The 26,679-nt window shown below is 48.9% G+C and carries 16 protein-coding genes; 10 read left to right on the forward strand and 6 right to left on the reverse strand.

Annotated elements, in window-relative coordinates:
• Positions 1 to 12 precede the first annotated feature (12 nt).
• The 4 genes from ACJJH9_RS03265 to ACJJH9_RS03280 all read left to right on the forward strand — a co-directional run bounded on the left by ACJJH9_RS03265 (position 13) and on the right by ACJJH9_RS03280 (position 7,167).
• Positions 13 to 2,025 (forward strand): capsule polysaccharide biogenesis protein, encoded by a 2,013-nt coding sequence (locus ACJJH9_RS03265; RefSeq protein ID WP_444924297.1) that lies wholly within the window; start codon positions 13 to 15, stop codon positions 2,023 to 2,025.
• 136 nt (positions 2,026 to 2,161) lie between these two features.
• The gene (locus tag ACJJH9_RS03270) at positions 2,162 to 3,232 is read left to right on the forward strand and encodes a phytanoyl-CoA dioxygenase family protein (RefSeq protein WP_444924298.1); all 1,071 of its coding nucleotides are present in this window, start codon (positions 2,162 to 2,164) and stop codon (positions 3,230 to 3,232) included.
• A 690-nt stretch (positions 3,233 to 3,922) separates the two neighbouring features.
• Positions 3,923 to 5,176, forward strand: a complete 1,254-nt coding sequence (locus ACJJH9_RS03275) for a capsule polysaccharide biogenesis protein (RefSeq protein WP_444924299.1) — start codon at positions 3,923 to 3,925, stop codon at positions 5,174 to 5,176.
• A 221-nt stretch (positions 5,177 to 5,397) separates the two neighbouring features.
• The gene (locus ACJJH9_RS03280) at positions 5,398 to 7,167 is read left to right on the forward strand and encodes a DEAD/DEAH box helicase (protein WP_444924300.1); all 1,770 of its coding nucleotides are present in this window, start codon (positions 5,398 to 5,400) and stop codon (positions 7,165 to 7,167) included.
• Between the two features lie 81 nt (positions 7,168 to 7,248).
• Here the strand turns inward: ACJJH9_RS03280 and ACJJH9_RS03285 are convergent, their stop codons facing one another.
• Positions 7,249 to 7,788, reverse strand: coding sequence for a cytochrome b (locus ACJJH9_RS03285; protein ID WP_444888162.1), 540 nt, complete (start codon positions 7,786 to 7,788; stop codon positions 7,249 to 7,251).
• Positions 7,789 to 7,889: 101 nt separating this feature from the next.
• On the reverse strand, positions 7,890 to 8,825 hold the full coding sequence (locus ACJJH9_RS03290) for a LysR family transcriptional regulator (RefSeq protein WP_444924301.1): 936 nt from the start codon (positions 8,823 to 8,825) through the stop codon (positions 7,890 to 7,892).
• A 181-nt stretch (positions 8,826 to 9,006) separates the two neighbouring features.
• Here ACJJH9_RS03290 and metE point away from each other — a divergent pair, with 181 nt between their 5' ends.
• Positions 9,007 to 11,238, forward strand: a complete 2,232-nt coding sequence (gene metE / locus ACJJH9_RS03295; RefSeq protein WP_444924302.1) for a 5-methyltetrahydropteroyltriglutamate--homocysteine S-methyltransferase — start codon at positions 9,007 to 9,009, stop codon at positions 11,236 to 11,238.
• Positions 11,239 to 11,317: 79 nt separating this feature from the next.
• On the opposite strand, the gene ACJJH9_RS03300 is transcribed toward metE, so the two are convergent.
• Together ACJJH9_RS03300 and pepQ are read right to left on the reverse strand one after the other, a co-directional pair.
• Positions 11,318 to 13,369, reverse strand: a complete 2,052-nt coding sequence (locus ACJJH9_RS03300; protein ID WP_444924303.1) for an amidohydrolase family protein — start codon at positions 13,367 to 13,369, stop codon at positions 11,318 to 11,320.
• A 279-nt stretch (positions 13,370 to 13,648) separates the two neighbouring features.
• Complete coding sequence (gene pepQ / locus ACJJH9_RS03305) at positions 13,649 to 14,962, reverse strand: Xaa-Pro dipeptidase (RefSeq protein ID WP_444924304.1); 1,314 nt, start codon at positions 14,960 to 14,962, stop codon at positions 13,649 to 13,651.
• An 83-nt stretch (positions 14,963 to 15,045) separates the two neighbouring features.
• Here pepQ and purU point away from each other — a divergent pair, with 83 nt between their 5' ends.
• From purU to ACJJH9_RS03330, 5 genes are all read left to right on the forward strand, one after another.
• Positions 15,046 to 15,882 (forward strand): formyltetrahydrofolate deformylase, encoded by an 837-nt coding sequence (gene purU / locus ACJJH9_RS03310; protein WP_444924305.1) that lies wholly within the window; start codon positions 15,046 to 15,048, stop codon positions 15,880 to 15,882.
• Positions 15,883 to 15,914: 32 nt separating this feature from the next.
• Entirely contained in the window at positions 15,915 to 16,367 is a 453-nt protein-coding gene (locus ACJJH9_RS03315; RefSeq protein WP_444924306.1) for a hypothetical protein, read from the forward strand.
• 108 nt (positions 16,368 to 16,475) lie between these two features.
• Entirely contained in the window at positions 16,476 to 17,207 is a 732-nt protein-coding gene (locus ACJJH9_RS03320; protein WP_444882582.1) for a PAS domain-containing protein, read from the forward strand.
• A gap of 462 nt (positions 17,208 to 17,669) precedes the next feature.
• Positions 17,670 to 20,408, forward strand: a complete 2,739-nt coding sequence (locus ACJJH9_RS03325; RefSeq protein ID WP_444924307.1) for a TonB-dependent receptor — start codon at positions 17,670 to 17,672, stop codon at positions 20,406 to 20,408.
• Positions 20,409 to 20,520: 112 nt separating this feature from the next.
• Positions 20,521 to 21,840: a glycosyl hydrolase family 18 protein gene (locus tag ACJJH9_RS03330; RefSeq protein ID WP_444924308.1), complete on the forward strand. Its 1,320-nt coding sequence runs from the start codon at positions 20,521 to 20,523 to the stop codon at positions 21,838 to 21,840.
• 252 nt (positions 21,841 to 22,092) lie between these two features.
• On the opposite strand, the gene ACJJH9_RS03335 is transcribed toward ACJJH9_RS03330, so the two are convergent.
• Together ACJJH9_RS03335 and gcvP are read right to left on the reverse strand one after the other, a co-directional pair.
• Complete coding sequence (locus ACJJH9_RS03335) at positions 22,093 to 22,437, reverse strand: hypothetical protein (protein WP_444924309.1); 345 nt, start codon at positions 22,435 to 22,437, stop codon at positions 22,093 to 22,095.
• Positions 22,438 to 22,549: 112 nt separating this feature from the next.
• Positions 22,550 to 25,441: an aminomethyl-transferring glycine dehydrogenase gene (gene gcvP / locus ACJJH9_RS03340; protein WP_444924310.1), complete on the reverse strand. Its 2,892-nt coding sequence runs from the start codon at positions 25,439 to 25,441 to the stop codon at positions 22,550 to 22,552.
• Positions 25,442 to 26,679: the final 1,238 nt, after the last annotated feature.

Raw genomic sequence — 26,679 nt, forward strand, 5'->3', positions numbered from 1 at the left:
GGGCTTAGCAGAATGCGTACCCTAGAGCGTTTTCTTGGTGCTAAGTGTCAATATGTATTTTCCAGGCCTAATAGAAACGTAAGCCAAATGGTGGGCTGGGGGCTTAAGGCTACGTCGATAAAGGCAAAGCGAATAGCCTCACGGAATGGACTCCCTTACTTCTGTATTGAGGATGGTTTTTTACGCTCCCTGGGATTGGGAGTGGAGGGAGCACAAGCACATAGTTTGGTCGTAGATTATACCGGTATTTATTACGACGCCTCTCGCCCCAGTGATCTTGAGGGCTTGATCAGTGCGAGTGATTTTAGCGTTGAAGAACTCAATAGGGCTGAAAATGGACTTCATCTTCTTCGTACCCACCGTTTGTGCAAATATAACAAATCGGTTGATATCCCTCTGGATTTAGAAGGTGAGCGTCAGGCGATCCTGGTGGTAGACCAGACTTATGGTGATATATCAATTACCGCTGGGTTGGCTTCCGAGAGGCACTTCCGGGAAATGCTGCGAAGTGCGATTACTGAAAATCCAGGTGCTGAGATTTGTGTCAAAGTGCATCCCGACGTTATTTCAGGCAGAAAACGTGGTTATTTGCAAGAGCTTGCAAAGCAAGAAGGCTGTAGGATTATTGGACAGGATTTATCTCCGTGGTCAATATTTGACCGCGTTGAAAAAGTCTATGTAGTTACCAGTCAGCTGGGTTTTGATGCATTGATCGCAGGTAAGGAAGTGCACTGTTTTGGTGTTCCTTTCTATGCAGGCTGGGGGCTCACAAAGGATCGCCAGCTTGTTAACAGACGCAATGTAAAACGAACACTGGCTGAAATTTTCTGTGCGGCCTATCTTCGCTATTGCCATTATATCAATCCTTATACGGGTGTTACATGCGAATTTGAAGATACGCTGTCATTGATTTTGGAACAAAAAAGACAGTGGCAACGTTTTCAGGGGACATGGTTAGGAATTGGATTTTCCCCATGGAAACGCAGTTTTATTCCCAATTTTTTGGGGGATAAATCTAGGATTACTTTCTTCAAATCTCTTGATAGGGCTGCAATAACCAGACCTAATACCAATATTTTGGTGTGGGCCAGTAAGGTTACAGATACTTTGGTTGAGCAGTGTCAACAAAATCAATTAAATTTATGGAGAATTGAAGATGGTTTTCTACGCTCAGCGGGTTTGGGTGCTGACCTGGTAAAACCAAGCTCATTGGTGCTGGATGCGTGTGGTATTTATTTTGATGCCCGCTATTCCAGTGATCTGGAAGTGTATCTCAATAGTGCTAGATTTCCATCGGAAAGTTTAATTCAAGCAAAAATATTGCGAGATAATTTAATAAATAAAAGAGTAACTAAATATAACATTGGTCGAGAATTGTCACCTTATGAGCTGGAGATTCCGAGGGGTAAAAAAATTATTCTAATTCCCGGTCAAGTTGAGAGTGATGCTTCCATTGCCACTGGATCGCCACTAATAAAAAGTAACTATGCCTTGTTGAAAGAGGTGAGGACGAGAAATCCTAGTGCCCATATTATCTATAAGCCCCACCCAGATGTTGTTGAAGGTGCAAGAGAAGGGGGGATGCCTGTAGGTGCAAAATCCCTTTACGACAGTTTAATTGAAAAAGGTGATATTTCTCTGCTTTTGGATAAAGTGGATGAAGTGCATACCATGAGTTCACTGTGTGGTTTTGAGGCTTTGTTGCGAGAAATCAAAGTGGTAACTTATGGGCTTCCTTTTTATGCTGGTTGGGGGCTTACAGAAGATATACTTCTCAGTGCGCCAGTATATGACGCTTTCGATTTTCAGTCTTTTAAACTTCGGCGGCAAAGAGCGTTAAGTTTGGAGCAATTAATCGCTGGTAGTCTGCTTTTTTATCCTGTATATGTGGATCCGGTGAGCGGTGAATTTATTGATGCAAAAACCAACATTGAGATCTTGCAAAAAAACCGCAAATCTGAACAATCGGCGAGCTTTTTCTTGCAGATGTTTCGTTGGTATCGGAGTCGATTTTTAAAGTATTGAATTTCAGCTCAATACTTTTTATCTATTGATGTGGCAACAAATATAGGTCGGTTTTGAGTGTTTGATTTTGTTGGGCCTCCCTCTTTTTTGTGGGGGTTAAAACCTGCTTAGAACATATTTTAATTTGGGGAGTGTTATGTGGCGTTCTATGGTTGGGCTAAGCTGGAAAGTACCAAAGTGGATTTTTGAGTTGCTCAGCTGGGGTAAAAGCTTTAAGAATAATCCCCTGCTGGGCAATAGCTTTTTAAATCGCTGTGGGTTACATGTGATCAGAGTTATTCTGGCCCACCTGCTTTTTCGATTTCGTCTTTTACTACTATCTCCTTTGGTCTCCTCAGAAGATCGACGTGAATTCATACGTAATGGTTTTTTACTTAAGAAAAATTTTCTTTCTCAGGCTGAGTTTCAGGACTTGACTAAAGAGTTGATTGAGCTGAAGGCCCCTGTCAGAGAGGTTATTGAGGGAACTACCATTACTCAACGGGTCTTTATGGACTCTACGGAGAGAGCTAAAACACCAAACTTTCAAAGGCTTTATTCCCATAAAGGTTTGGATAGATTGATGCGTTATTGCTCTTCAAAGAATCGACCACCACTCTTTTATATTGAAAATTTATGTAACCATGCGAACGTCACTCCACGTCCAGATCCTCAGCGGGATTTGCATGCAGACACCTTTCATCCATGTGTAAAAGCCTGGTTATACATAGATGATTCTTCAGATACTAATGGCTCATTTGTTTATGTTCCCGGTTCCCACCGGTTGACATGGAAGCGGCTCAAATGGGAATACAGGCAGAGTTTGGAAGCATGTAAGAAAGGAGCCGATCGTGCTCCAGGGCGCTATTGGGATGGCTCATTTCGCGTAAGTGCTCCGGAACTGGCTGAAATGGGTTTTAAAGTGGAGAAGCTATCCGTGCCGAAAAATACGCTTATCATTGGCAATGTTTATGGTTTCCATTGCCGTGGTAGGGCGCTACAAAAGTCACACCGAATGACGGTTTGGATGCAGGCGCGTGATAACCCATTTAACCCCTTGTTCACCCCTTTTCCGAGATCAACAGCGTTGCTATTTGAGTGGATATGGAAGAAGGCGTTGAGGAAGATTGATAGCCGGAAAACAGAGGGAGGAGAACAGAGTAACTATTTTGGTACCTTTAATCGTGCTAAAAGTGTGATGGCTTCCAAAATACTTGAGTCTGAATAATTCTGAGTGCAATCGATTGAAATACATTTTATTTTAAGTTGGGTCTGTAGTGCAGAGAAAAAGTTAGCTCTTGAAAAAGTGAGCGCGCATCAAGTTATTTGAAATATATTAGAGGATTTTAAACCTGCTAGAGACGAACATTGCTAGCGAATTCCTCGTGTAATAGGCTGTCTTGGCATTATTTTCTTTACTCTCTAGAATAGCCGTCCGTGAAGTACGCCACACTCTTCAAATGAGCAATCTCAGAGAGTCATCTGTTCTGCTATATATAAAGTGAAGGCTACTGGTGTCTATTCCGTTTCCTATAGAGCCTGCTTCCAACCCCATTACTGAAATGAATTTTGAATCTGCATCAATTTACCAGAGAAGTATCCACAGGCCCGCATCGTTTTTTAACGGGCAAACTTGTCTCTAAAGGTGGCTTTTCAGGCTATCGCCTGATGGATAAATTTGCAGTAATGTATCCTGAAGGCCTGTTTATGCCGCTAAATTAGTGCCTGTACAATCGATGTTCGTTTTTTGTTCAGAAATTCTTGGGCTATTGTATGACCAGCTTTGTGTTTCTTGTTGCGATGTTTATTGGTCTGCTATAGCAGTGGTTTGTATGTGATGAGTTATCGATCGTACCCTTGATGTTTCATTATTCAGTTTCAATGCCCCTAGTAGGGTGACTCCGGAGTAGGCCTATTCATGTCTGTGGCAGTATTTTTACAGGGACCGCATGGCCCGTTTTTTGCCCAGCTGGCAAAGCGGTTTTCGCAACTCGGTGTTGTTACCCACAAGATCAACTTCAATGGAGGCGATCGCTACTTTGGCTGGGGGAACTACCAAGTAGATTTCACCGGTAGAGAAGCTGACTGGCCATCTTTTTTTCGTCGTTATCTTTCTGAGCATGGCGCTGATACGGTTTTTGCATATGGCGACTGCAGAAGGCTGCATGAAAGCGCCAAAAAAGTATGCCAATCAATGGGAGTTGCTTTTATCGTTTTCGAGGAAGGCTATCTGCGCCCCGATTTTGTCACTATGGAGTGGGGTGGGGTTAATGCTTTTTCCTCAACTGACTGGTCCAGGCAGGCAATAGATCAATATCTACCTAGAGGCCGTACCCCGGCGGCGCCAGTTGGTCATACTTTTTGGCGGCGTGCCTACTTCGCATCTGCTTATTACTTGGCTATGCGTTTTGCCCAATCAGAGTTTGCCAGTTATCGCCATCACCGGAATCGCAGTTGGTTACAGGAAGGCGTCTGTTGGCTGAGAAGCTTTTATCGTAAGGGCCTCTATAAGTTCAACGAACGCGGCCTTATCCGCCAGATGACTGGGAAGTACAGTGGCCGTTTTTACCTGTTTCCTTTGCAGACCTGCGATGATTTTCAGTTGCGCAAGCATTCTGACCTGCTCTCGATTGAGAATGCGATAGATGTCGTGTGTAAATCTTTTGCACGAAATGCGCCTGAAGATACGGTTATTGTTTTTAAGCACCATCCGATGGACCGCGGCTTTTGCCACTATCAAAGGCTGATCAGTGTACTGGAAGCGCGTTATCGGATAAGTGGGCGGGTGATTTATTGTCATGATCTGCATTTACCGACCTTGTTGGACCATACAAGGGGTGTGGTAACTATCAACAGTACTGTGGGCATTTCCGCACTGCTTCACAAGGTGCCTACCAAGGTAATGGGGCGGTCCTTATATGATTTGCCGGGTTTGACGCACCAGGGCAGCCTTTCTAGTTTCTGGAAACAGCCAGAGCCGGTAGACATCAATTTTTTCCGGCGTTTTCATACTTATCTGTATGAGCGCACACAGGTGGATGGCAGCTTTTCCCGAGGGCTTAAGTCGACAGTGGACAGGGTTTGTGCCCGTTTGAAGGAAGTTGGTAGAAAAGACTCCATTTTGCCGCTATCAAAGCCTGTCGGCACTAATATCAGGACCGATGCAAAATGAGTGTTCAGTGGTTTTTTCACTAGATTGCGGCCCCTTCCTGGTCTTTTCTCTTCTATCATTCTCCCACTATGGGGCCGAGATTTCGCAGCTGTTGTGGCTTTCTTCTGATATCTGCTTAAAAAACAGGCTGATCTGGGACGCCTAACCTGTTAGACTGCGCGACCTTTTGACCCACCGCTCCGGTCCCACGACAGGGACTTAGGCTTCAAGTGAATTCCGAAATGACCGATACCCCAAAACCGGCCGGCTTCGACCAGCTGGGCCTGCCGCCTGAAATCCTAACTGCCATCGAAAAACTGGGCTATGAGACCCCCTCTCCGATTCAGGCACAGACAATCCCCTCCCTGTTGGAGAATCGCGATGTGCTGGGCCAGGCCCAGACCGGCACCGGCAAAACAGCTGCTTTTGCACTGCCTTTACTGTCCAAACTGGACCTGAAAAACCGTCGGCCGCAAGCTTTGGTACTAGCGCCGACTCGTGAATTGGCTATCCAGGTAGCTGAGGCTTGCCAGGCTTATGCTTCTAACCTGAAAGGCTTCCATGTGGCTCCAATTTATGGCGGTGCCGACTATCGTGGACAGATCCAACAATTAAAACGCGGTGTGCAGCTAGTGGTGGGTACCCCTGGCCGAGTGATGGATCATATGCGTCGCGGTTCCCTGGATCTCTCCAATCTGAGTACCTTGGTGCTGGATGAGGCCGATGAAATGTTGCGCATGGGTTTTATCGACGATGTGCAGTGGGTATTGGAACAGATTCCGGAAGAGCGCCAGATCGCGCTGTTCTCCGCCACCATGCCCAAAGAGATCGCTCGGATAGCTCGCGAGCATTTACACGAGCCAGTTGAAGTCAAAATCCGTGTCAAGCAAGAGACTGCGGAGACCATCCGCCAGCGCTACTGGCCCGTGGGCGGTTTGCATAAACTGGATGCCCTGACTCGTATCCTCGAAGCCGAGCCGGTAGATGCCACGATTATTTTCGTACGCACCAAAAACAGCACTGTTGAGCTTGCAGACAAGCTGGCCGCGCGCGGTTTTGCCAGTGCCGCCCTGAATGGCGATATGGCGCAGAACCTGCGCGAGCAGGTAATCGATAAGCTTAAGAACGGCAAGCTCGATATTGTTGTGGCCACTGATGTGGCAGCGCGCGGACTGGATGTGAAACGTATCAGCCACGTGATCAACTACGACATCCCTTACGATACCGAAGCCTATATTCATCGTATCGGTCGTACCGGCCGCGCCGGTCGTGAAGGGGATGCCATCTTGTTTGTGGCGCCGCGTGAACGCCGTATGCTACGTGTTATTGAGAAGGCCACCAAGAAACCCATTGAGAAGCTGGAGTTACCCAGTGCCGAGATGGTTAACAGTGCCCGTATGCAGCGCTTCCGCGAGCGTATTACCGCAACCCTGGAAGGCCAGACAGACCTGGCACCCTACCGCTTGCTGGTGGAGGAATTCCTCGCCCAGAATGAAGTGGACCCACTGGATGTCGCTGCTGCCTTGGCCTCCATGGCCCAGGGTGACCAGCCGCTGCTGATCAAAGAGCAGGAGTCCAAGCCGCGCAGGGAAAGGGAGCGCCGCGAGCGGGACGATGATTTTGAAGGGCGTCGCCGTAAGAAAGACAGTTATGAAAAAGACCGCAAGATGCCAGTACCCGATGAGGGGCTGGAGCGCTACCGTATCGAAGTTGGTCGCGAGCACGGTGTGCGTCCGGGTGGTATCGTTGGTGCCATTGCCAACGAGGTGGATCTGGATAGTTCCTATATAGGTCGTATTGAGATCTATGGAGACTTCACCACCGTGGACCTTCCGGAAGGTATGCCCAAGGAAATCTTCCAGCATCTGAAGAAGGTACGGGTGGCTGGTAAGCCCATGAAGATTTCCCGTTTCGATGAGTCGGCCGTTAAGGCGAAGGGCAAACCTAAAGGTAAGCCCAAGGGCAAACCCAAGGGCAAGCCCAAGTTCAAACGGGATAATGGCGGGGAGTAATCTTTTCCCAGCGAATCCCGAGGCATAAAAAACGGCGCTTATAGCGCCGTTTTTTATGCCGCAAATCTAGGGTAGCTGTGCTTAGCGCTGCGGTAGCATACGGGTCAGAGTGCTGTCGCGCATGACGAAGTGGTGCCAGAGCGCGGCAGCGATATGCAGTCCCACCAATATCAGCAGGGCCGGCCACAGAACATCCTTGTGCAGGAAACCGAGCTGCTTGCCCAGGTCTGAATTCTCTGCTAGTAGGCGCGGTAGGGCAAAAAGGCCAAAAAACTCTGTATCCCTGCCGAACAGCTGACGCATCGCAATACCCGAAACCGGCATTGCCAGTAAAACCAAGTAGAGAGCACCATGGGTCAGGTTGGATAAGGCCTTCTGCCAGGAGCGGCCCTGGATCTGCGGGCGCTTGTGGCGCGCACGCCAGTAGAGACGAACTGCCAGCAGCATTAACACCGCGACACCCAGAGAGAAGTGCAGGCGCATAAACCAGCCGCGCATTGGATCGTCGCGTTCAAAGAATTCGTGCAGCTCTACGGCGCCCCATACCGCCAGTAGTAGAATCACAAACAGCCAATGCAGGCCTTTACTCACTGAGTTCCAGCGATCATTCGTTGTGGACATAGAACGTCTCCTGTAAAGCAGCGCCCAGCGCGGGCGTTAGGTTGCGGCGGGCGTGTGCACCCGCTCCAGTTATCTGTTGCTGATAGTAGTGGCTAGTTCGCTTAACTCGCCGCGCGAATCCCGTTTAGATGGCTAAAACAGGTATCCCGGGCGGTCCGCAGAAAGTCAGCGGCATAGGCTTGCTCCAGCATTTCCTCGCGTACGGCGGCATAAAGAGTACTCCATAGACCCTTTTCCCCCAGACGCAGCTGCGCCACAAATCCTTTTTGCAGATATTCGTGCAAGGCCCAGTTGGGCAGGGCGCAGACACCGCGGCCACTGGCCACCAGCTGCACCATCATAACCGTCAACTCTGCCGTGCGTACACCCGCGGGCTCGATGCCAGCGGGCTCGAGGAAATTCTGGAAAATATCCAGCCGCTCCCGCTCCACCGGGTAAGTGATCTGTACCTCCCCGGCCAACTCCCCGGGAGTCACCCAGCGGCGTTTGGCATCATCTTGCAATAGTGGATGTTTGCGGCTGAGTGCCAGGCACATCTCAAAGCTAAATAGTGGCTGATAGTGGATGCCTTTCAAATCCTGGTCTGGATTAGAGGTGACCACCAGATCCAAGTCACCGCGGGTAAGGGCTGGCAGCGGTGCGAAGTGAAAGCCACTGCACAGATCCAGCTCCACCTCGGGCCAGTCGTCGCGATAAGTATTCAAAGCCGGCATCAACCACTGGTAACAGCTGTGGCATTCGATGGCGATATTCAAGCGTCCCGACTGGCCGGAGGCCAGCCGTGCCAAGTCTCGCTGGGCTAGAGCCGCGCGCGGCAATATGTCATCGGCCAGCTGCAGCAGGCGCAAGCCGGCGCTGGTAAAGCGCAGAGGGCGGGATTTACGCACAAATAGTGGCAGGTTGTGGCGCTCCTCCATTTCCCGGAACAGATGAGAGAGGGCCGATTGGGTCAGGTGTAGATGCTCAGCGGCGCGCACCAGGCTGCCAGTCTCGCGCAGAACAGAGAGGGCGCGCAGATGGCGCATTTCTATCATCATTAAAATTATTCATGTTCATTGCAAAAAATATGAAATTGATTGAATAACACTGCAGGCACACAATCAAGTCCTAAGCCTCACAAGTGGTGAAGCCGCAATCGGTAGACAAATAGCGCCGACATGTGTGGGCAGGAAAAAAGGGCTTGGCCCTCTCACAGGAACGGACTTGGGAAAGTAGAAAATGGTGCAAACGCATGTCCTCGGTTATCCGCGCATCGGCGCTGATCGCGAACTAAAGAAAGCTCAGGAAGCCTATTGGCGCGGTGAAATATCTCAGCAGCGGCTACTGGAGGTTGGTGAGAGTATTCGCCGGGAGAACTGGCAGGCCCAGGCAAGTGAGGGGCTCAATTTAGTGACGGTTGGCGATTTTGCCTGGTATGACCAGGTGCTCAATCATTCGCTGATGTTTGGTGTGGTTGCTGAGCGCTTTGCCGAAGGGGCTGCGAGCAATAAATTGGACCAGTACTTTCGTCTGGCCCGCGGCCGCGCGCCCTCCGGTCAACCGGTTGCGGCGAGTGCCATGACCAAGTGGTTCGATACCAATTATCACTATTTAGTGCCAGAGCTTCACGAGAAGCAAACTTTTACCCTGGATAGTAATTGGTTGCTGGAAGAAATACGTGAAGCACAATCCCTGGGTTATAAGGCCAAGCCGGTGGTTCTTGGGCCGCTCACTTACCTCTGGTTGGGGCGGGGTGTTGATGATGTTCTGGATTTGCTCGCCAATCTATTGCCTTCCTATGCCGAGCTGTTTTCTCAGTTTGAAAGCCTGGGGGTGGAGTGGGTGCAAATTGATGAGCCGATTCTCGGCTTGGATTTGCCAGAGCAGTGGCGCAAAGCGTTTCACGCTGTGTATGCCCAACTCAACCACACGGCAAATTTGCAATTGTTGCTGACGACCTATTTTTCCCCGTTGCGGGAAAACCTGCAGTTGGCTTTTTCCCTGCCGGTTGCGGGAGTACACATTGACTGCGTACGGGCGCCAGAGGAGCTTGCGGAAGCCGCGCAGTTGCTTGGGGAAGATCAGGTACTTTCCGCGGGGGTACTGAATGGCCGCAATGTTTGGCGAGCGGATTTGCAGAAGTGGCACTCACAGCTGAAACCTCTGGCGGATCGTTTGGGCGAGCGCCTATGGGTTTCGGCCAGCTGTTCACTACTGCACAGTCCGGTGGACTTGGATAACGAAACATCGTTGCCGGCTGAGCAAAAACAAAAGCTTGCCTTCAGTCGCCAGAAGTTAGCGGAGTTGGCCCAGTTGCAAAAACTATTGGCCGAGCCAGTTCCATCAACGGCCACTCCTGTAGAGAATCCTATCGCCGGCAACTCCGTCACCGAGCGCTTACAGGACAGCTGGCGTGCACAGCGCTATCAGGAGCGCGCGGTACTGCAGGAAAAACGCTGGCAGTTACCACTGTTGCCGACCACCACGATCGGTTCTTTTCCACAAACGGACCTATTGCGCAAGGTACGTCGCCAGCATCGCAGCGGTGAGATCAGTGAGTCGGATTACACCCAGCATTTGCGTGCGGAGATTGCCGAGGCGATCCGTCGCCAGGAAATTCTTGGCTTGGACGTGTTGGTACACGGTGAAGCCGAACGCAACGATATGGTGGAGTATTTTGGCGAGCAACTGCAGGGGTTTGTGCATACTGGCAATGGTTGGGTACAGAGCTATGGGTCCCGCTGTGTAAAACCGCCCATTATTTTCGGTGACATTTCTCGTCCACAGGCTATGACGGTGGAGTGGAGCCGCTATGCCCAGAGCCTGACCCAAAGGCCGGTAAAAGGCATGCTCACAGGTCCAGTGACGATTCTCAACTGGTCCTTCCCTCGTGAGGACATCCACCGAAGTGAAAGTTGCTTGCAGATTGCCGAGGCATTACGCCAGGAAGTATTGGATCTTGAGAATGCGGGTATAGGAATCATTCAGATTGATGAGCCGGCTTTGCGCGAAGGGGTTCCCCTGCGTGAATCCGAGCATGCTGATTATTTTGCCTGGGCGGTGGGATGTTTTCGTTTTACCTGCAGCGAGGTAAAAGCGGAAACCCAGATTCACACCCATATGTGTTATAGCAATTTCAATGCAATCATGGAGGCGATTGTCTCCTTAGATGCGGATGTCATTACTATCGAATCAGCCCGCTCAGACCTGCGTCTGCTCAGTGCTTTTGCCGATAGGAATGGCGGTTACCCCAATGAAATAGGGCCGGGAATTTATGATATCCACTCCCCTAATGTGCCTGAGCGGGAGGAACTGGTTGAGCGTCTAAAGAAAATTGCCGAAGTAGTGCCGATACAGCGGCTTTGGGTGAACCCAGATTGTGGCTTAAAAACCCGCAGCTGGGCCGAAGTGGGCTCCTCCCTATTGAACATGGTGGAAGCGGCGCGCACTGTGCGCAGCGAGTTGGCTTAATATTTGGCTTTAAAAAAAACCGGCAGTCTTTTTGACTGCCGGTTTTTACTTTTCTTTTTTTGCTTGCCGCTTTGTCTTTTTATTCAGACTTGGCTGCAATGGTAGTCGTACCATTTATTTCAAATGGTACCGAGGGGTGAAATGGTTTGATGCCCAGGGCTTGATACAGTTCATCAGGGCGATAGAGATTTTGCCCTTCAATAACCAATGCGGTGCGACGCAGTGCGCTGATGTCTTCCAGCGGATTACCTTCCAGTAAAACCAAGTCTGCATTTTTACCCACGGTGATACTGCCAGTATATTGATCCGCTCCCATTACCTGGGCAGGTACCAGTGTGGCAGTACGTAGTACATCCATAGCGGGTATACCGGATTTGGCATAGAGCTCCAACTCGCGCAGCAGGGTAAACCCGGGAATACCATCGGAACCCGCTACCATGGTCACCTTGTGCTCATGCAGTTTACGCATCATTTTCAGCAGGGCATCGGCGGAGAGGTCGTAGTCATCCCTGTGTTCCGGTTTTACATCCAGCTCGGCACCGACAAATGCGCGCTGAATATTCACCGGTAAATGGCCGGCGATATCTTCAAACTCCGGATCTATTTTGCCAGGTTGGCGCAGCAACATAGAGCTAAATACGGTAGTCGTGGCATCTACCACTGTACCTTTCTCAGCGAGTTTATCCAGGAATTCATCAACCTCTGCACTTTCCAAGTCCAGCTCGTGGGCATGTTCACCAATTTCGGTAAAACGTAGTTTTTTGCGGGTGTCGATCTTGCCCATAAAATTGAGGAACAGCATATTGATATGCTGGATTTCATCAAAGCCGGCATCCACCGCTTCCTCTGCGGTCATAAAGGCGGGGATATGCCCGGATAAGCGCATGCCGTTTTCGTGGATATGTTTGGCTAAGGGTGCGATCCACTCGGGCTCCATGGAGCTGTAGGTTTTTATCTGCTGGTAGCCATGTTCCGCATACCACTCGACAATTTCCTTGGCTTCTTCCAGGCTATCTGCCGTTTTACCCATGCGCATGGCATTTTCACTTTCCCTGTCCATAAAGCCCGCACGGAACAGGTCACCGCCGATAATCTGTTCGGATTCATACAGGCCGGAGATGCGCATAATATTTTCGTGGGTATTACCGATATCGCGCACATTAATAATACCGGCGGCCATATTCAGGGCACCATCAGTGGGTGATAGGTGTGCGTGCATATCCCACAGCCCGGGAATCAGGGTGTGGCCTTTGGCATCGATACGGGTGGCGTTTTGGACTTTGATTGGGCGGCGGCTAATCTTGGTGATTTTGCCGTTTTCCACCAGTAGGTGGCGACGCTTGCGAAGCTTGCCCGCTTCTACATCGACCAGATTGACGTTGCTAATCAGGATCGGTTGGGCGGAGGTATGGGTGTGCTTTTCGGCGATATCCAGTAAATACTGGTCGGAAGCGGCAACCTGGCGTTCTTTGAGCTGTTGCAGGTGGGATTTATCCCAGCCTTTGCGCAGTATGGCGAACCAGCCTCCTTCATCGGCAGCAAACAGATCACCGGATTCATCGTACCAGGCCAGGTCCGGAGTAAAACCCAGGCCACTCACACCGTAGAGATACACGGTTTTCTTCTCATCGCCCTGCTCAAGAGTGAGCTGATCCAGCTTGTTTAGCTGAGCTTGTCCTTGGGGTAGTAAACCTATGCTGTGATCCTTATCGGCAAGTAGCGCTTTTACCAGCTGGGTTTGTACGGCCAGAGTCGAGTTTTTGGGAATATAAAACTGCGCTTCGGAAGTCTTTGCGCTGCCGTGTTCATCGGTGCCTTGCCAAGTGGCCACACCATCTTTCAGTGTAAATTCTTCATTAACTGGCGCGCCAAAGGGGCTGATACCTTCAATGTGGACCTGCTCGGGCATTTTGGCAGCGCCGATCGTGAAGCTCTCCTTTAGATTGAGTCGGCGGTTATTCCAACCGAGCTTTAATTCTCCGGAAATTTTCGAGCCCTTTTGTTCGATCACCTCGCTGCCGGCGATACCCTCTTTATCGTAAAAGATATATTCGATTGATTTTGCATAGGCGCAATTGGCAGTGGTAAATACCGCTGCGGCGACCAGTGTCGCTAGCCTGGACTTATTCATAGGGTGAACCTTTCTTGTTGTTTTTGCGCAGGGGAGGTTGGCTGTTTTTTTCTATTCAGGCAAGAGATAGCAGTACAGAGAGTGATGGCTTTAGGAGTAATTTCGGCAGAAGGATGAATCAGGGCGACAGGGCGTTGGGATAAACCTCAGTGGTTTTTACTTTACCTGTTAAGGGTGAGGGAGAGCTTGAGGAGGTCCGGCAACCTGGAAGACAGCAAAACCTGCCAGATTGCCTTACTCTTGGCGAGAGCGAGTTAGAGTATCTGTTTACCTATGGCATTAATACTTTGCCTCGCAGGCGCGGGTGAGGTTCTCGTTCGCTTCGGCACCCACCACAATATTGTCTTCAATACGCACGCCGCCGTAGGGGCGGAACTCTTCAACCTTATTCCAATTAACTTCACTGGCAAGGGAGGAGGCTTTCAATTCTGCCAGCAGACTATCGATAAAGTAGAGCCCCGGCTCAATAGTAAACACTTGGTTTTCTTCAATAGTGCGGCTGGTGCGCAGGAAAGGGTACTCCGCAGGTGGGGGTGTGGTACCGCCATCGGGGCCACTTTGGTGACCACCCACATCATGTACCTGCAGACCGAGGAAGTGGCCCAGACCATGAGGCATAAATGGCCGGGTTAATCCGGACTCCACCGCACTCTCGGCAGAAGATTTGATGATATCGAACTGGGCCAGTAACTCGCCAACTTTCAAGTGGCACTGGCGGTGTAGATCCGGGTAGGGCAGGCCGGGTTTGAGGCCGTCCACCAGCTGCAGCTGCTTTTCATCCATTGCCGCCACTAGCTGAGCAAACTCGCTGTCGGCATAGCTATAGGTGCGGGTGATATCCGCACAATAGCCGTTGCAATCGGCCCCTGCGTCTATCAGAAAGGTCTTTAATTCTGTGCCGGGCAGGCGCTGGGTGGAGAGGTGGGTGTAGTGCAGTATCGCCGCGTGTTCATTGAGGGCCACGATATTGCCGTACGGCATGGTGTTCTCGCCCTGGCCGGTAGCACTCAAGTAGGCTTGGTTGATCTCGAACTCGCTGGCGCCACCGCGGAAAGCCAGTTCAGCGGCTCGATGTCCTGCTACAGCAATGCGATTGGCTTCACGCAGGCAGGCGACTTCATAGGGGGTCTTGTAGGCGCGCGCCCAATGTAGACGGTTGATCAGGGTTTCGGGGTTGATCTCGCCGAGTGGCCAGTCCTGGAACCTGTCGGCCTCACCAATGAAGGCGGCGTTATCCGCGTTTAGGAATTCCCGGGCATCTGCAGGCTTACTCAACAGCTCGATATCGTAGAGCTCACTCCAGAAGGTCTGTGGCGCGGGTGGGACATAGTGCCAGAAGTCCACCGGGCGGTAGAACAAGAGTTTGGGCTTCTGCCCACGCCTGTAGATCACCCAACTGTTGGGGTTGTCGGTGATTGGTACCAGGGCCTTGAACTGGGGATTGACCTTAAAAGGGTAGGGATTGTCATCCAGAAACTGCATCCTGGGTACACCGCTGAATACATTCAGGGTATCGAAGCCGCAGGACTCCAATATTTCATCGTAGCGGCGGCACAGGGTGGCCATATGATCTGCGTAAAGGTTTTTATCCATGTTCTCCCCGGAATGGATCGCTGAATCGATTAGACGGCATAGTGTATAGTCTGAACTCTGGATATTTGGCCTGAAATTCGACCATGGAAAAGAAGATACTGCTAACCGACTGCCCCGATGATAAGGGCCTGATCGCGAAGATTACCAATATTTGCTACAAGCACCAGCTCAATATCATCAAGAATGATGAATTTGTAGACCGCGCGGAGGGCCGCTTTTTTATGCGCACCGCCCTGGAAGGTATCTTCAACGACACTACCTTCCTGGAAGATTTGGATATGGCCTTACCGCAGGGGGCCGAGCGGCGCCTGGTGTCCACCAAACGCAAGCGCCTGGTGCTGATGGTGACACGCGAGCCTCACTGCCTGGGTGACATCTTGATGAAGTGCTATTCGGGCGCACTGGATGTTGAGATAGCCGCTGTGATTGGCAACCATCCAGACCTGGGTGGGTTGGTAGAGAAGTTTGATACTCCCTTCCACTGTGTACCGGCACAAGACCTGAAACGCAGCGAGCACGAGGAAAAAGTGGCTGCCCTGGTAGATGAGTACAATCCGGATTACCTGGTTCTGGCCAAGTATATGCGGGTACTCACCCCGGAGTTTGTCGCTCATTATGCTGGCCGAATTATTAATATTCACCACTCTTTCCTGCCGGCCTTTATCGGGGCCAAGCCTTATCAGCAGGCCTATGAGCGCGGAGTTAAAATTATTGGTGCCACCGCCCACTTTGTGACTGATGATCTGGATGAGGGCCCGATTATTGAACAGGATGTAATACATGTGGATCATGCCTACTCGGCGGAGTCCATGGCGGATGCGGGCCGCGATGTGGAAAAGTTGGTTTTGTCCCGCGCACTGCAGTTACTGTTGCAGGAACGGGTATTTATCCATGGCAATAAAACCGTGGTATTCAAATAATTGATAAAGTCTCCTGAGGCTAATAGCCTTTTATGGAAGCTATTGATGAGCCAAGAGGGCTTGCTGTGCTGAATAAAAATAAATTTAACTCCTCATTTTCCCCAATACGACTATTTGGGGGCTTGGCAATTGCCCTGATATTGACAGGTTGTACCAGTAACAGCCCGATACCAGGAATGAAAGAATCCTTTGAGACAGAAGTTGCTCCCAATGGCGCCAAGCGTTTTACTTTTACGTTAAAGGGAAAGCAGCGTGATATCCCTGCGCCAGTTGTGGCAGGTTCCAGTGCTCAGTCCCGTATGCCGAGAGGGCCAGTGGAGAGCGGAGGCCCTTCAAGTCGTCGGGTAGAAGCCTATTTTGATTGGGCTCTGGAGCAGAAGTTGATAGAAACCGGTTTCTGCGAGCGTGGTTATTTTGAAATTGAGCGAATTATCTCCCCATATGGGGGAGAAGTGCGGGGTGAGTGTAGAGAGGGGGCATTTTGATACTTTTAGTGTCTTGATTAGAATAACTTATTGAGTTTGTTAATTTTTAAGAGGTTAGTCAGTAAGCTCAGCTATATTCCAGTTTTATACAAAATGTAAATAAGAATAATGAAGTATAAATCAGTCTTGGAACAGGTCTCTACGCAGCAGATCATTGCAGTGTTTGACCTTATATCAGATATTATTTTCTGGGTAAAAGATGAATCCGGCTATGTGGTGCATTGTAACCGGGAATTTATTGAGCATGTCGGCTGCAGGTCATTACATCAGGTAGTTGGCCGTTCAGATATGGATTTTTCCCCTTCTTATCTCGCTAAAAACTATATACGTGATGACAAAAGGGTGATGTCAGGAGAGACGATTACAGATCGTCTGGAATTGAATATTGGTAAAACAGGCGAGTTAGTTTGGTTTACGACATCAAAGCGCCCATTAAAGAGTGCCAATGGAGAAATCATAGGAACCTATGGTGTAGCTCGAGACCTTAAAGAAACGGTTAAGACTCTCTCTAGAATGGATAAACTTAAAAGGCCAGTTGAATACATAAAAAATAACTATAGTCAGCCAATTGCCGTTGAAGATTTGGCAGAGGTCGCGAGTTTATCGGTTAGTGCACTAGAGCGGCGATTCAAAAAATATCTGGATAAAACACCCATGCAATTCGTTCGTGAAGTCAGATTAGAGAACTCTCGTCGTATGTTGGTGGAAACACAAAGCCCAATATCTGAAATTGCTTATCGGGTTGGCTTTACATCTCATAGTTACTTCAGTAGACACTTCAAAGGCATGTTTGGACAGCTTCCAGCAAATTATCGTAGTGAAGTTCAGTCCAATATATAAACACCGAACAAGCTGAGTGTCCTCAGCTACTTTAGAGAGAGCTGTGTGTTAACTTCCCCCGATGAGTTGACAGCCGCCCATTTCATTCATTTCCGGAAATTCTAGACCCCAGTTTGACTTGGGATTTTATTCCTTAAAACAGGTAGTTAGCCGATTCATTTTTGGCTTCCTGTGACTGCTTGTTTTTTCTTAAAAATCTAAAACGCCGATTTTGTTTCATTAGTATCCCAGTATTGATTACCTCTCCATCAAGGTTTTTTTTTAGGGTTTTAGTGCTCAACAAATGAACTGTCTTTTTGGGGTTTAGGGTCCCCTGACAGTTTTACGCCAGTCCTTTGAAAGGGGCTGGCATTTTTTGAACCGGTGAGAGAAAAAATAGAAAGTTGGGATGCTATGAAAATAATGAAGAATAATAGCCGAAAAAGGGTTAATACCTGGAGCAGAGGTTTCAGGCAGAAGTCTATGGTTACTGCTATCTCGCTGGTCGTAAGTAGCATGGCGATCGCGGAAGATACTTCGGACTCTGATGAGAGAATTGAAGAGGTTCAAGTCATTGGAATTCTTGAGAGTGCTACCAAAAACCTTGAAATCAAACGTGATTCCCTTGCTGTAGTAGATGCTATTACTGCAGAAGATATTGGTAAGTTCCCCGATAAAAATGTAGCTGATTCTCTCCAGCGTGTACCAGGTGTCACTATCGATCGCAGTGGTGGTGAAGGTAGCACGGTTAGTATTCGGGGAACCAGCTCAGAGTGGACTCTCACCCAGTTAAATGGAAATTACATTGCTACTTCCGGTAGTGGAGCTCCCTCCAGAAATTTTAACTACTTATTACTTCCCTCCAGTATGATCAGTAGGGCAGAGGTTTATAAAAGCCCCGAGGCAAGAATTGATGAAGGTGGTGTCGGTGGTACCGTTATCCTACATAGCCACAAACCTCTTGATCTTGATGCTGGACAAGGTGTAATCACCACAGAGGCGACTTATTCAGATACTACCGAAGAGTGGGACCCACAATATAATGCTTTCTACTCCTGGAAAAATGAGAGCGAAACTTTTGGTATTTTAGTGGGGTACACCAGCCAGGACCGTGGCGTAACCGGAGTTACCAATTATGCAAGTGGCTGGCGTTTGCACTCAGATACTGATGAAAATGCAGATTTGTCAGCTCTTGTTGACCAGACCACAGAAGAAGTTTTCAACAATGTGTGGGTGCCCACGCAGGTCAGTATTCACAACTCTAAGGAAGACCGAACCCGTGATGGATACCAGCTTGCCGCACAGTGGCGACCCACTGAACGCCTGGAGTTTGGTTTTGCTTATTTCGGTTCCAAGCTTGGCTATGACACTAATACTCAAAGCCTGACATTTGCGGAATGGAATGATCATGACGATGCATACTATGGCATTGAAGTGGATGGAGATACAGTCGTCACCTATGGTTTTAACGACAATGGTGACCTTAATGAAAATAACTGGGGCGATGGAGATGTAAATGGCGGTGTAGACGTATACCGTGGTTTGATGTCTCCCCAGCTGACCGGCTATACCCGCAAGGGTGAATCGGAATCTAATACTTATGATTTTGAAGTTATCTATGAAGGGGGCTTTTATACCGCAGCTATAAATGTTGGGCATACAGAAGCAGAGGGGGGAACTTCTGAACTCACATACGCTAATATGGATGCTCGTTATGGTTCCGTGGATAGCTGGCTTTGGTCAATTGCAGATGGTAAGCCGAGCTATGAAGTTTCCACAGATCTCACAAAAGATACTGAAGCTTATCCCTACTATGACTGGTTTGGCTCAGATGCTACGGAAAATAGCGATGAAGAGAGTTACTATCAGCTAGATTTGGCATTTGATACTAACTGGGGAATTGTTAATAAGTTTTATGTGGGCACAAAGTATAGGGATCATGAGGCTAGATCCTATAGAGATATCTATCGCTGGGATGACGAGACTGATGATAATGGCGGTTACCGAGGTTGGTTATCTGGCGATCAATGGTTCCACAATCCTGATTACCACCCAGATACTTCAACTTTAATTAGCGATAAGGTAGTTGATAATAGTGCTGGTAATACAGGTGCAATTGATTATCTGGCATTTGATACCGATGCCTTGATGGACTATGTGCGTGGAAACTTCAACCTCACTGTTATGCCAGTACTATCTGGCACTTATACAATTGATGAAGAAATATTCTCTACCTATGCCCAAGCTGATTTTATATGGCGAGACTTCCGCGGAAACTTGGGAGTTCGCTATGTCAGCACAAAATTATCTACTGAAACGTATGATGATATTACTGGAATGGAATCGGATGAAGTTATTGCTAACTCCCGCAGTAATACCACAAAAGAATTTTTGCCAAGTTTGAATGTTGCCTGGGATCTAACTGATGATCTGGTAATACGATTTACAGCCTCTAAAGCTATGTCAAGGGTGAGTTACGCTTATTTGGGGCAGGCTGAAACTTATGGTCCACCAGTTCATATTGTTTCTCCGGATGACTGGACGGGGCGAGGAAGTGGCTTCTTTGCGAATACGGATCTGGAGGCCATGACCTCCAAGCAGTTCGATCTGGGCCTAGAGTGGTATTACGCCGATGGTTCTGCATTGGGTGTAACTTTATTTGACAAAGATATTGACAATCTGCCAATCCAAGTAACTGAAATTGTTGAGCGTGAGCACGATTGTTGTAATGGCCCTATTGAAGTGGAAATGAAGGGGCAGATAGGGGGAGGAAACGCAACTTCTAGAGGGGTGGAGTTGTTTGCCCAGCATGCTTTCGAAAGTGGCTTCGGTCTTATGGCCAACTATACATTTACCGATACCGGCACATCCACCATCATTCTTGCAAATAAGTCAATCGAAGCTGAAATACCTGGTACCGCGAGACACCAATATAATTTATCTGCATTTTATGAGAATGAAAATTTCGGTGTTCGTGCCTCCTATAATTGGGTGGATGACAGGGTTACAAGTTTACATCGTGGGTATGCGGTATACGATAAGGACTACGGACAGTTGGATCTGAATGCAACCTATACCTTCACTGATAACTTTAATATCTCTGCCTCTATTATCAATTTAACTGAAGAAGTGGCGGAGGGATATTGGAAACAGGAAAATCGGATGACATACAACAACTACTCTGGGCGCCGATTTTATATTGGTGCAAACTATAAATTCTAACACCTCGTTGATCGTAGTATTGGGTGTAGAGCAAATGCACTACACCATTTTTTGACTTTAGATGTTAGATTGTAAAATTCACATAACTACATAATAAAAAATGAGCATAGATATGAAACAACCAACACTTAGAGCAATGCAAGCTGCTTGTGCCACCTTTTTATTTCAGGCTGGTGCCTACGCAGATATTGAAGTGGTCAGTTCAGGCGTATGTCCTTCTGATGCTACCAAAGTAAGCTATTCTGAAGCGCTTAATTATCCTGATGAATTTTGTGGTCTTCTCAATAGTGGTGATCTTGTCGGTCTATCAGGAGGGGCTTCAATAGAGCACCTGGGTGACAATTGCCAATTGACGGATAATGAAAGTCGCCAAATGTCCAAGACACTATGTAAGTCTGAACCTTCAGCACCACATGTTGTTAGTGGAAGCAGTTGTTCGTCCGATGCAGACCCGGTTACCTATCTTGAGGCACAAATTTATAAAGATGAGCTGTGCTCTGTTCTGGGAGATTGGGAAATTGCAAACCTTGCCGATAATGCCTCCATGGACGGCAGTGGCTATGGGTGTGGTTCACGCAAGAATGAAATCCGTGAGCTGGGCTCAACACTGTGTAAATCTGATACTCCTCAGGAAAGTGGATCTGCTCCCAAAGTTGCCTACGTAGAGGTTAACAGTAATAACCTGGGCAATGCGGGCTGTTTTACAGAGAGCGATGGCAGTCAGTTGTTCGATATAGCTGTGATCTTTGCGGCAAATATTAATTACGATGGTCAGAAAGCTGTACTGCATTTTAATGACCAAGTGTCAGACTTGCTCAATAACAATTTGAGTACAGTACAAGACTTGCAAGACAAGGGTACGAAAGTGGTACTCAGCGTTCTCGGAAATCACCAAAATGCAGGTTGGTCTTGTTTTGCCGATGAGCAATCCGCTGATGACTTTGCTCAGCAGTTGAAAGATGCAGTGGATCAATATGGTCTGGATGGTATTGATATTGATGATGAGTACTCACAGTGCAGCCAAACCTATTCTGACTCCCTGGTAAAAGTGACTAGTGCATTGCGAGAGAAAATGCCGAATAAAATTATTTCTAAAGCACTCTGGAGTGATACCGATGCTTTTCAGGCTGAATGGAATGGCAAGAAACTGGGCGATCAACTAACTTATGGATGGGAGATGAGCTATTGGAAGGGCGCAAATTGTAGTTCTCGAATTCAGGAGTACATTGACCTAGGAGTTGATAGATCAAAACTTGGTGTCGGTGCTTCCACTGTTATGAATGGTGCATCTACTGCAAGTGCTTTGGCCTCCTGTAACGAAAATAATAACCTTGGTGGCGGCACTATGATATTTAATGTGACTAAAGATTCTAGCAGCTACCTTTCTACAGTATGGCCAGGTACCTCAGAGGTCCCTAATTGCCTTAAGTGATTATATAAACCCAGGCTGAGAGCCCCGTGGGAATTGGCATTAGTCGATGAAGCGGGGTAGGTCTTAAAAAAATGGAGATTGAAAAGTAGTTCAAGGAAGTGAAAAAGGTGTACTCAATTATTGACTCTGGTATTTATTCTAAAATTACTATGTTGGGTCAATTTTCATTTCTTTGAGTCAAGCGGGGGTAGCCTGATATCTTTTTACGTTGGTAACAGCAGTGCTTCCCCTACTCAGTACTTAGAAACAACTTTACGAAGCCATTACAACCTTGCCTCCCTCACAGATGGCCCCATTGTTTGGCCGATCATACCAAAACTTAATTGGTTTTCGAGCAGCATGAGCAGCTAGAACTACACTTTGAATTTGTTTAATGGACTCGTGAGTTACGCCTTGGGAGTTCCCTACTTCAATATAAATACGTTTGCCACTTCCATCTGTACATGCGGAATTAAAAGCTTGCGGAAAATTAATTTCCAGCCTCCCATCGGGTAGAACACCAACAGTTTCTGGAATCTGGTAGCTGGGCATAGCTACGCTTGCTAATGATGGACTTGATATAGCCAGGAAGGATAGACCGATCACAGTTTTCTTCACTTCGACTCCTTTTCGTGTAGCTTTATAGATTAGTAATTTTTGATTGTGCTTAATGATATAGAAAAGCGGGCATTAAGCCCGCTTTTAAACCTTCCTGTGAGAGTGTTGGATTTTACTCAGCGTAGCTCTCAATCGGAGGGCAGGAGCAGATCAGGTTGCGGTCACCGTATACGTTGTCGATACGGTTGGCAGCTGGCCATACCTTATGCTCTTTTAACCACGCCGCCGGGCGCGCAGCGATATCGCGGGAGTAGCTGTGGGTCCACTCTTCGCTCATCACGTCCTCAAGGGTGTGGGGAGCGTTGTGCAGCGGGTTGTCTTCAGGAGTGTACTTACCGCTGGTGACGTCTTCCACTTCCTGGCGAATTGTTGCCATCGCTTCGATAAAGCGATCCAGCTCACCTTTAGATTCACTTTCGGTAGGCTCGATCATCAGGGTGCCGGCTACCGGGAAGGACATGGTGGGAGAGTGGAAGCCAAAGTCCATCAGGCGCTTGGCGATATCCTCTTCAGTGATACCGCTGGCCTCCTTGAGGGGACGCAGGTCAACCAAGCACTCGTGAGCAACAAAGCCATTGGTGCCGGTGTAGAGCAGGGAGTAGTGCTCACCCAGCTTCTTGGCTACGTAGTTGGCGTTCAGGATCGCCATCTCGGTAGCCTGCTTCATACCCTGCTTACCCATCATGCGGATATACATCCAGCTGATCGGCAGGATACTGGCGGAGCCCCAGGGAGCAGCGGAGATGGTGCCGTTATCCAGATTGGTTTCCGGTACTTCAGTCACCGGGTGGGCTGCCAGGTAGGGCTTCAGATGCTCGCCAACAGCGATCGGACCCATACCGGGGCCGCCGCCACCGTGAGGAATACAGAAAGTTTTGTGCAGGTTCAGGTGGGATACGTCACCACCGAACTGGCCCGGAGCGGCGACGCCGATCAGGGCGTTCATGTTGGCGCCATCAATATATACCTGGCCGCCAGCCTGGTGCACCAGGTCGCAAACTTCGCGGATACCTTCCTCGAACACCCCGTGGGTGGAGGGGTAGGTAACCATCAGTGCGGCAACGCGGTCGCCGTGCTCTTCGATTTTGGCTTTCAGGTCTTCGATATCCACATTGCCTTTATCATCACAGGCAACCATTACCACTTTCATGCTCACCATCATGGCGGAAGCCGGGTTGGTGCCGTGGGCAGAGGCGGGAATCAGGCAGATGTCGCGCTGGGTTTCGCCCTTCGCTTGGAAGTACTTTTTGATAGCAACCAGGCCTGCGTATTCACCCTGTGAACCGGCGTTGGGCTGCAGGCTCACCGCATCGTAACCGGTGCAGGCGGACAGCATTTGCTGTAGCTGGCGGAACATTTCTGCGTAGCCTTCCGCTTGATCTACGGGTGCGAAGGGGTGCAGCTTGCCGAACTCTGGCCAGGTGACCGGGATCATCTCGGCGGTGGCGTTCAGCTTCATAGTGCAGGAGCCCAGGGGAATCATGGAGTGATTCAGGGCGATATCCTTGGCTTCCAGAGACTTGAGGTAGCGCAGCATCTCGGTCTCGGAATGGTAAGTGTTGAACACCGGGTGAGTTAGGAATTCAGTATCGCGCGCTAGGGCGGCGGGTACACCCAGAGAGCCCTTGCTGGCAATTTCGCTGTCCAGAGTGTGCAGATCGATGCTGTTTTCGGTGCCGATAAAGGCATTGATCAGGTCGGACACATCCTGCAGGGTGGCGGTCTCACTCAGGCTCACACCCAGGGCGTCTTCACCAATTTTACGCAGGTTGATTTCCGTGGCCAGGGCGCGCTGGTAAATCTCTTCCTGCTTGGCGCCAACGGTGATATTCAGGGTATCGAACCAACTGTCGTGGGCCAGATTGAAGCCTTCCTGCTGCAGGGCGGAAGCGAGAATATCTGCTAAGCGCTGGATCCGGGCAGCGATGGTTTTCAGGCCTTCGGGGCCGTGGTAAATCGCATAGAAAGCGCTCATTACCGCTAGCAGTACCTGGGAAGTACAGATGTTGGAGTTGGCTTTCTCGCGGCGAATATGCTGTTCGCGGGTCTGCATAGCCATGCGCAGGGCACGCTTGCCTTTGCTGTCGACGGAAACACCGATAATACGACCCGGTGCGGAGCGTTTGTAAGCTTCGCGGAAGGCGAAGAAACCGGCGTGGGGACCACCGTAGCCCATGGGGATGCCGAAGCGTTGGTTACAGCCAACAACCACGTCTGCACCCATATCACCCGGTGCTCGCAGGGCTACCAGGCTCATCAGATCTGCGGCCACGGTTACCAGGGCGTTGGCTTCGTGCACCTTGGTGATGATGTCGGTCAGGTCGCGTACGCGACCGGTGCTGCCGGGGTATTGCAGCAGGGCACCGAACAGCTCGGCGGGAATATCTTTCTCCACATCGCCTACAACGACCTCGAAGCCGAAGTGCTCGGCGCGGGTCTTAACGACGGCGATGGTCTGCGGGTGGCAGTCCTGGTCCACAAAGTAGACGTTGGATTTGTTGCGTTTGACCTGGCGCTTACACATGGCCATGGCTTCAGCTGCTGCGGTACCTTCATCCAGCATGGAGGCGTTTGCCAGTTCCATACCGGTGAGGTCCATAATCATTTGCTGGAAGTTCAGCAGGCCTTCCAGGCGGCCCTGGGCAATTTCCGGCTGGTAAGGGGTATAGGCGGTGTACCAACCCGGGTTCTCCAGCACATTGCGCAGGATCACATTGGGGGTAATGGTGTCGTGGTAACCCATACCTATAAAGGTACGGTAGATCTTGTTGCGCGCCGCAATATCTTTTAGCTCTGCGAGGGCCTCCACTTCATTGATCGCATCGGCCAGATCCAGCTCATCGGTCTTGCGAATGGCTTCGGGCACGGTTTTCTCGATCAGCTCTTCGAGGCTGGCAACTCCGAGGGTTTCCAGCATGGCCTCTACCTGTTTGGCATCGGGGCCAATATGGCGATGGATAAAGGCGTCGTGTTGTTCCAACTGCTGCAGCGATGGTTGGGTCATAAACTTCGTTCCTGTAGTCGCAGGGAGTCGTCGCGGTGCGCTCGCGGTTAAAAATAGCACCTGGCCTCGGTACCGCTTTTCCTGTGGAAAGCCTCGGGCCTCCGCATTGCGGATAAGCGAGGGTAACGCTTGGGAGAATCGGTTTGCTGGCAGCCCCAGTGTTGCAATACGGAACCAGAGGGGAAGCCGGGCCATAGCGGCAGGCGCGCATCTTAGCAATCGGCGCGAGTAGGGGCAATCTGCGGGTTTTGGGCGGGGAAACTGCTAAATTTTGGCGCAAAAAGTGGGTTAAATCCTGTAATGTGGGATATTGAGGTATTTTGTTCTGGGTGAGCCGAAGAAGTTATGGTTTTAAGTGCGAACAAAGGGTATGAGTGAACATATAGTCCCAGACCCTACGGTAGCGAGTAGCCTTCTACTAGGGCATCGAGTATATGTATATTCAGTAACGGCTGGAAACTAGAGATCTCCTTAGATAGGTATAACCTAATTTTGTCTCCAAGCTCATTCATTTAGCTTTCATCTAAGGCGCCTGGCTAAATTTTAAATGAATGATATAAAAGTTAGTAATCTGTAAAAGTGTACTATTACAGCTGTTACTTAAATCTAGCAATATTATTAAATAGAAGAAATATTCTGAGCTGTTCCAATCAAATTTTGTGCTTCAATCAAAACAATCCTTTTCCAAGACCGACGTTACTGGACGGCTAAACTTTTAACTTCAAGAATAATTTCTAAGCACAAAAAGAAATTTTTGAATATATACGCGTTAGATATCTGACGTTCATCAACGCCAAATTCTTTGAGTTTTCATTTGATAGCATAGCTTTACTATTTAATGGCTTTATATGGTAAGAAGAGGTATTTAATTCATCTTTACCTGAAAGATGTAGTGTTAAATAAAGGTTGTCTTTTTGTGTAATCTCTATCTCTTTCAAAGTAATCCTTACTGCAATCGCCGTTTCATAATTACTATATATTCTAAGGGGTGGTACATCTAGTTATATCATGGGTTTCCTTTTGTGAAGCAGGTTTATTACGGGATCGACTTTTTTACAACCCCACTGCAGGCTTTAACTCTTCATAAAGTTGGTGGAGATAATCATTTAGACTGTTTTTTTAACCTGAAAATGGTGCAAGAGAATGGTTGGGAGGTTAGTAATTATCGATGCTAGTAATTTATGAAGCCGTATTTTTATGATGCTGAATCTGGAAAAATGACATGAGATGAATTTAAG

The organism is Microbulbifer mixtoriginis (SeqCode) (assembly GCF_052466715.1).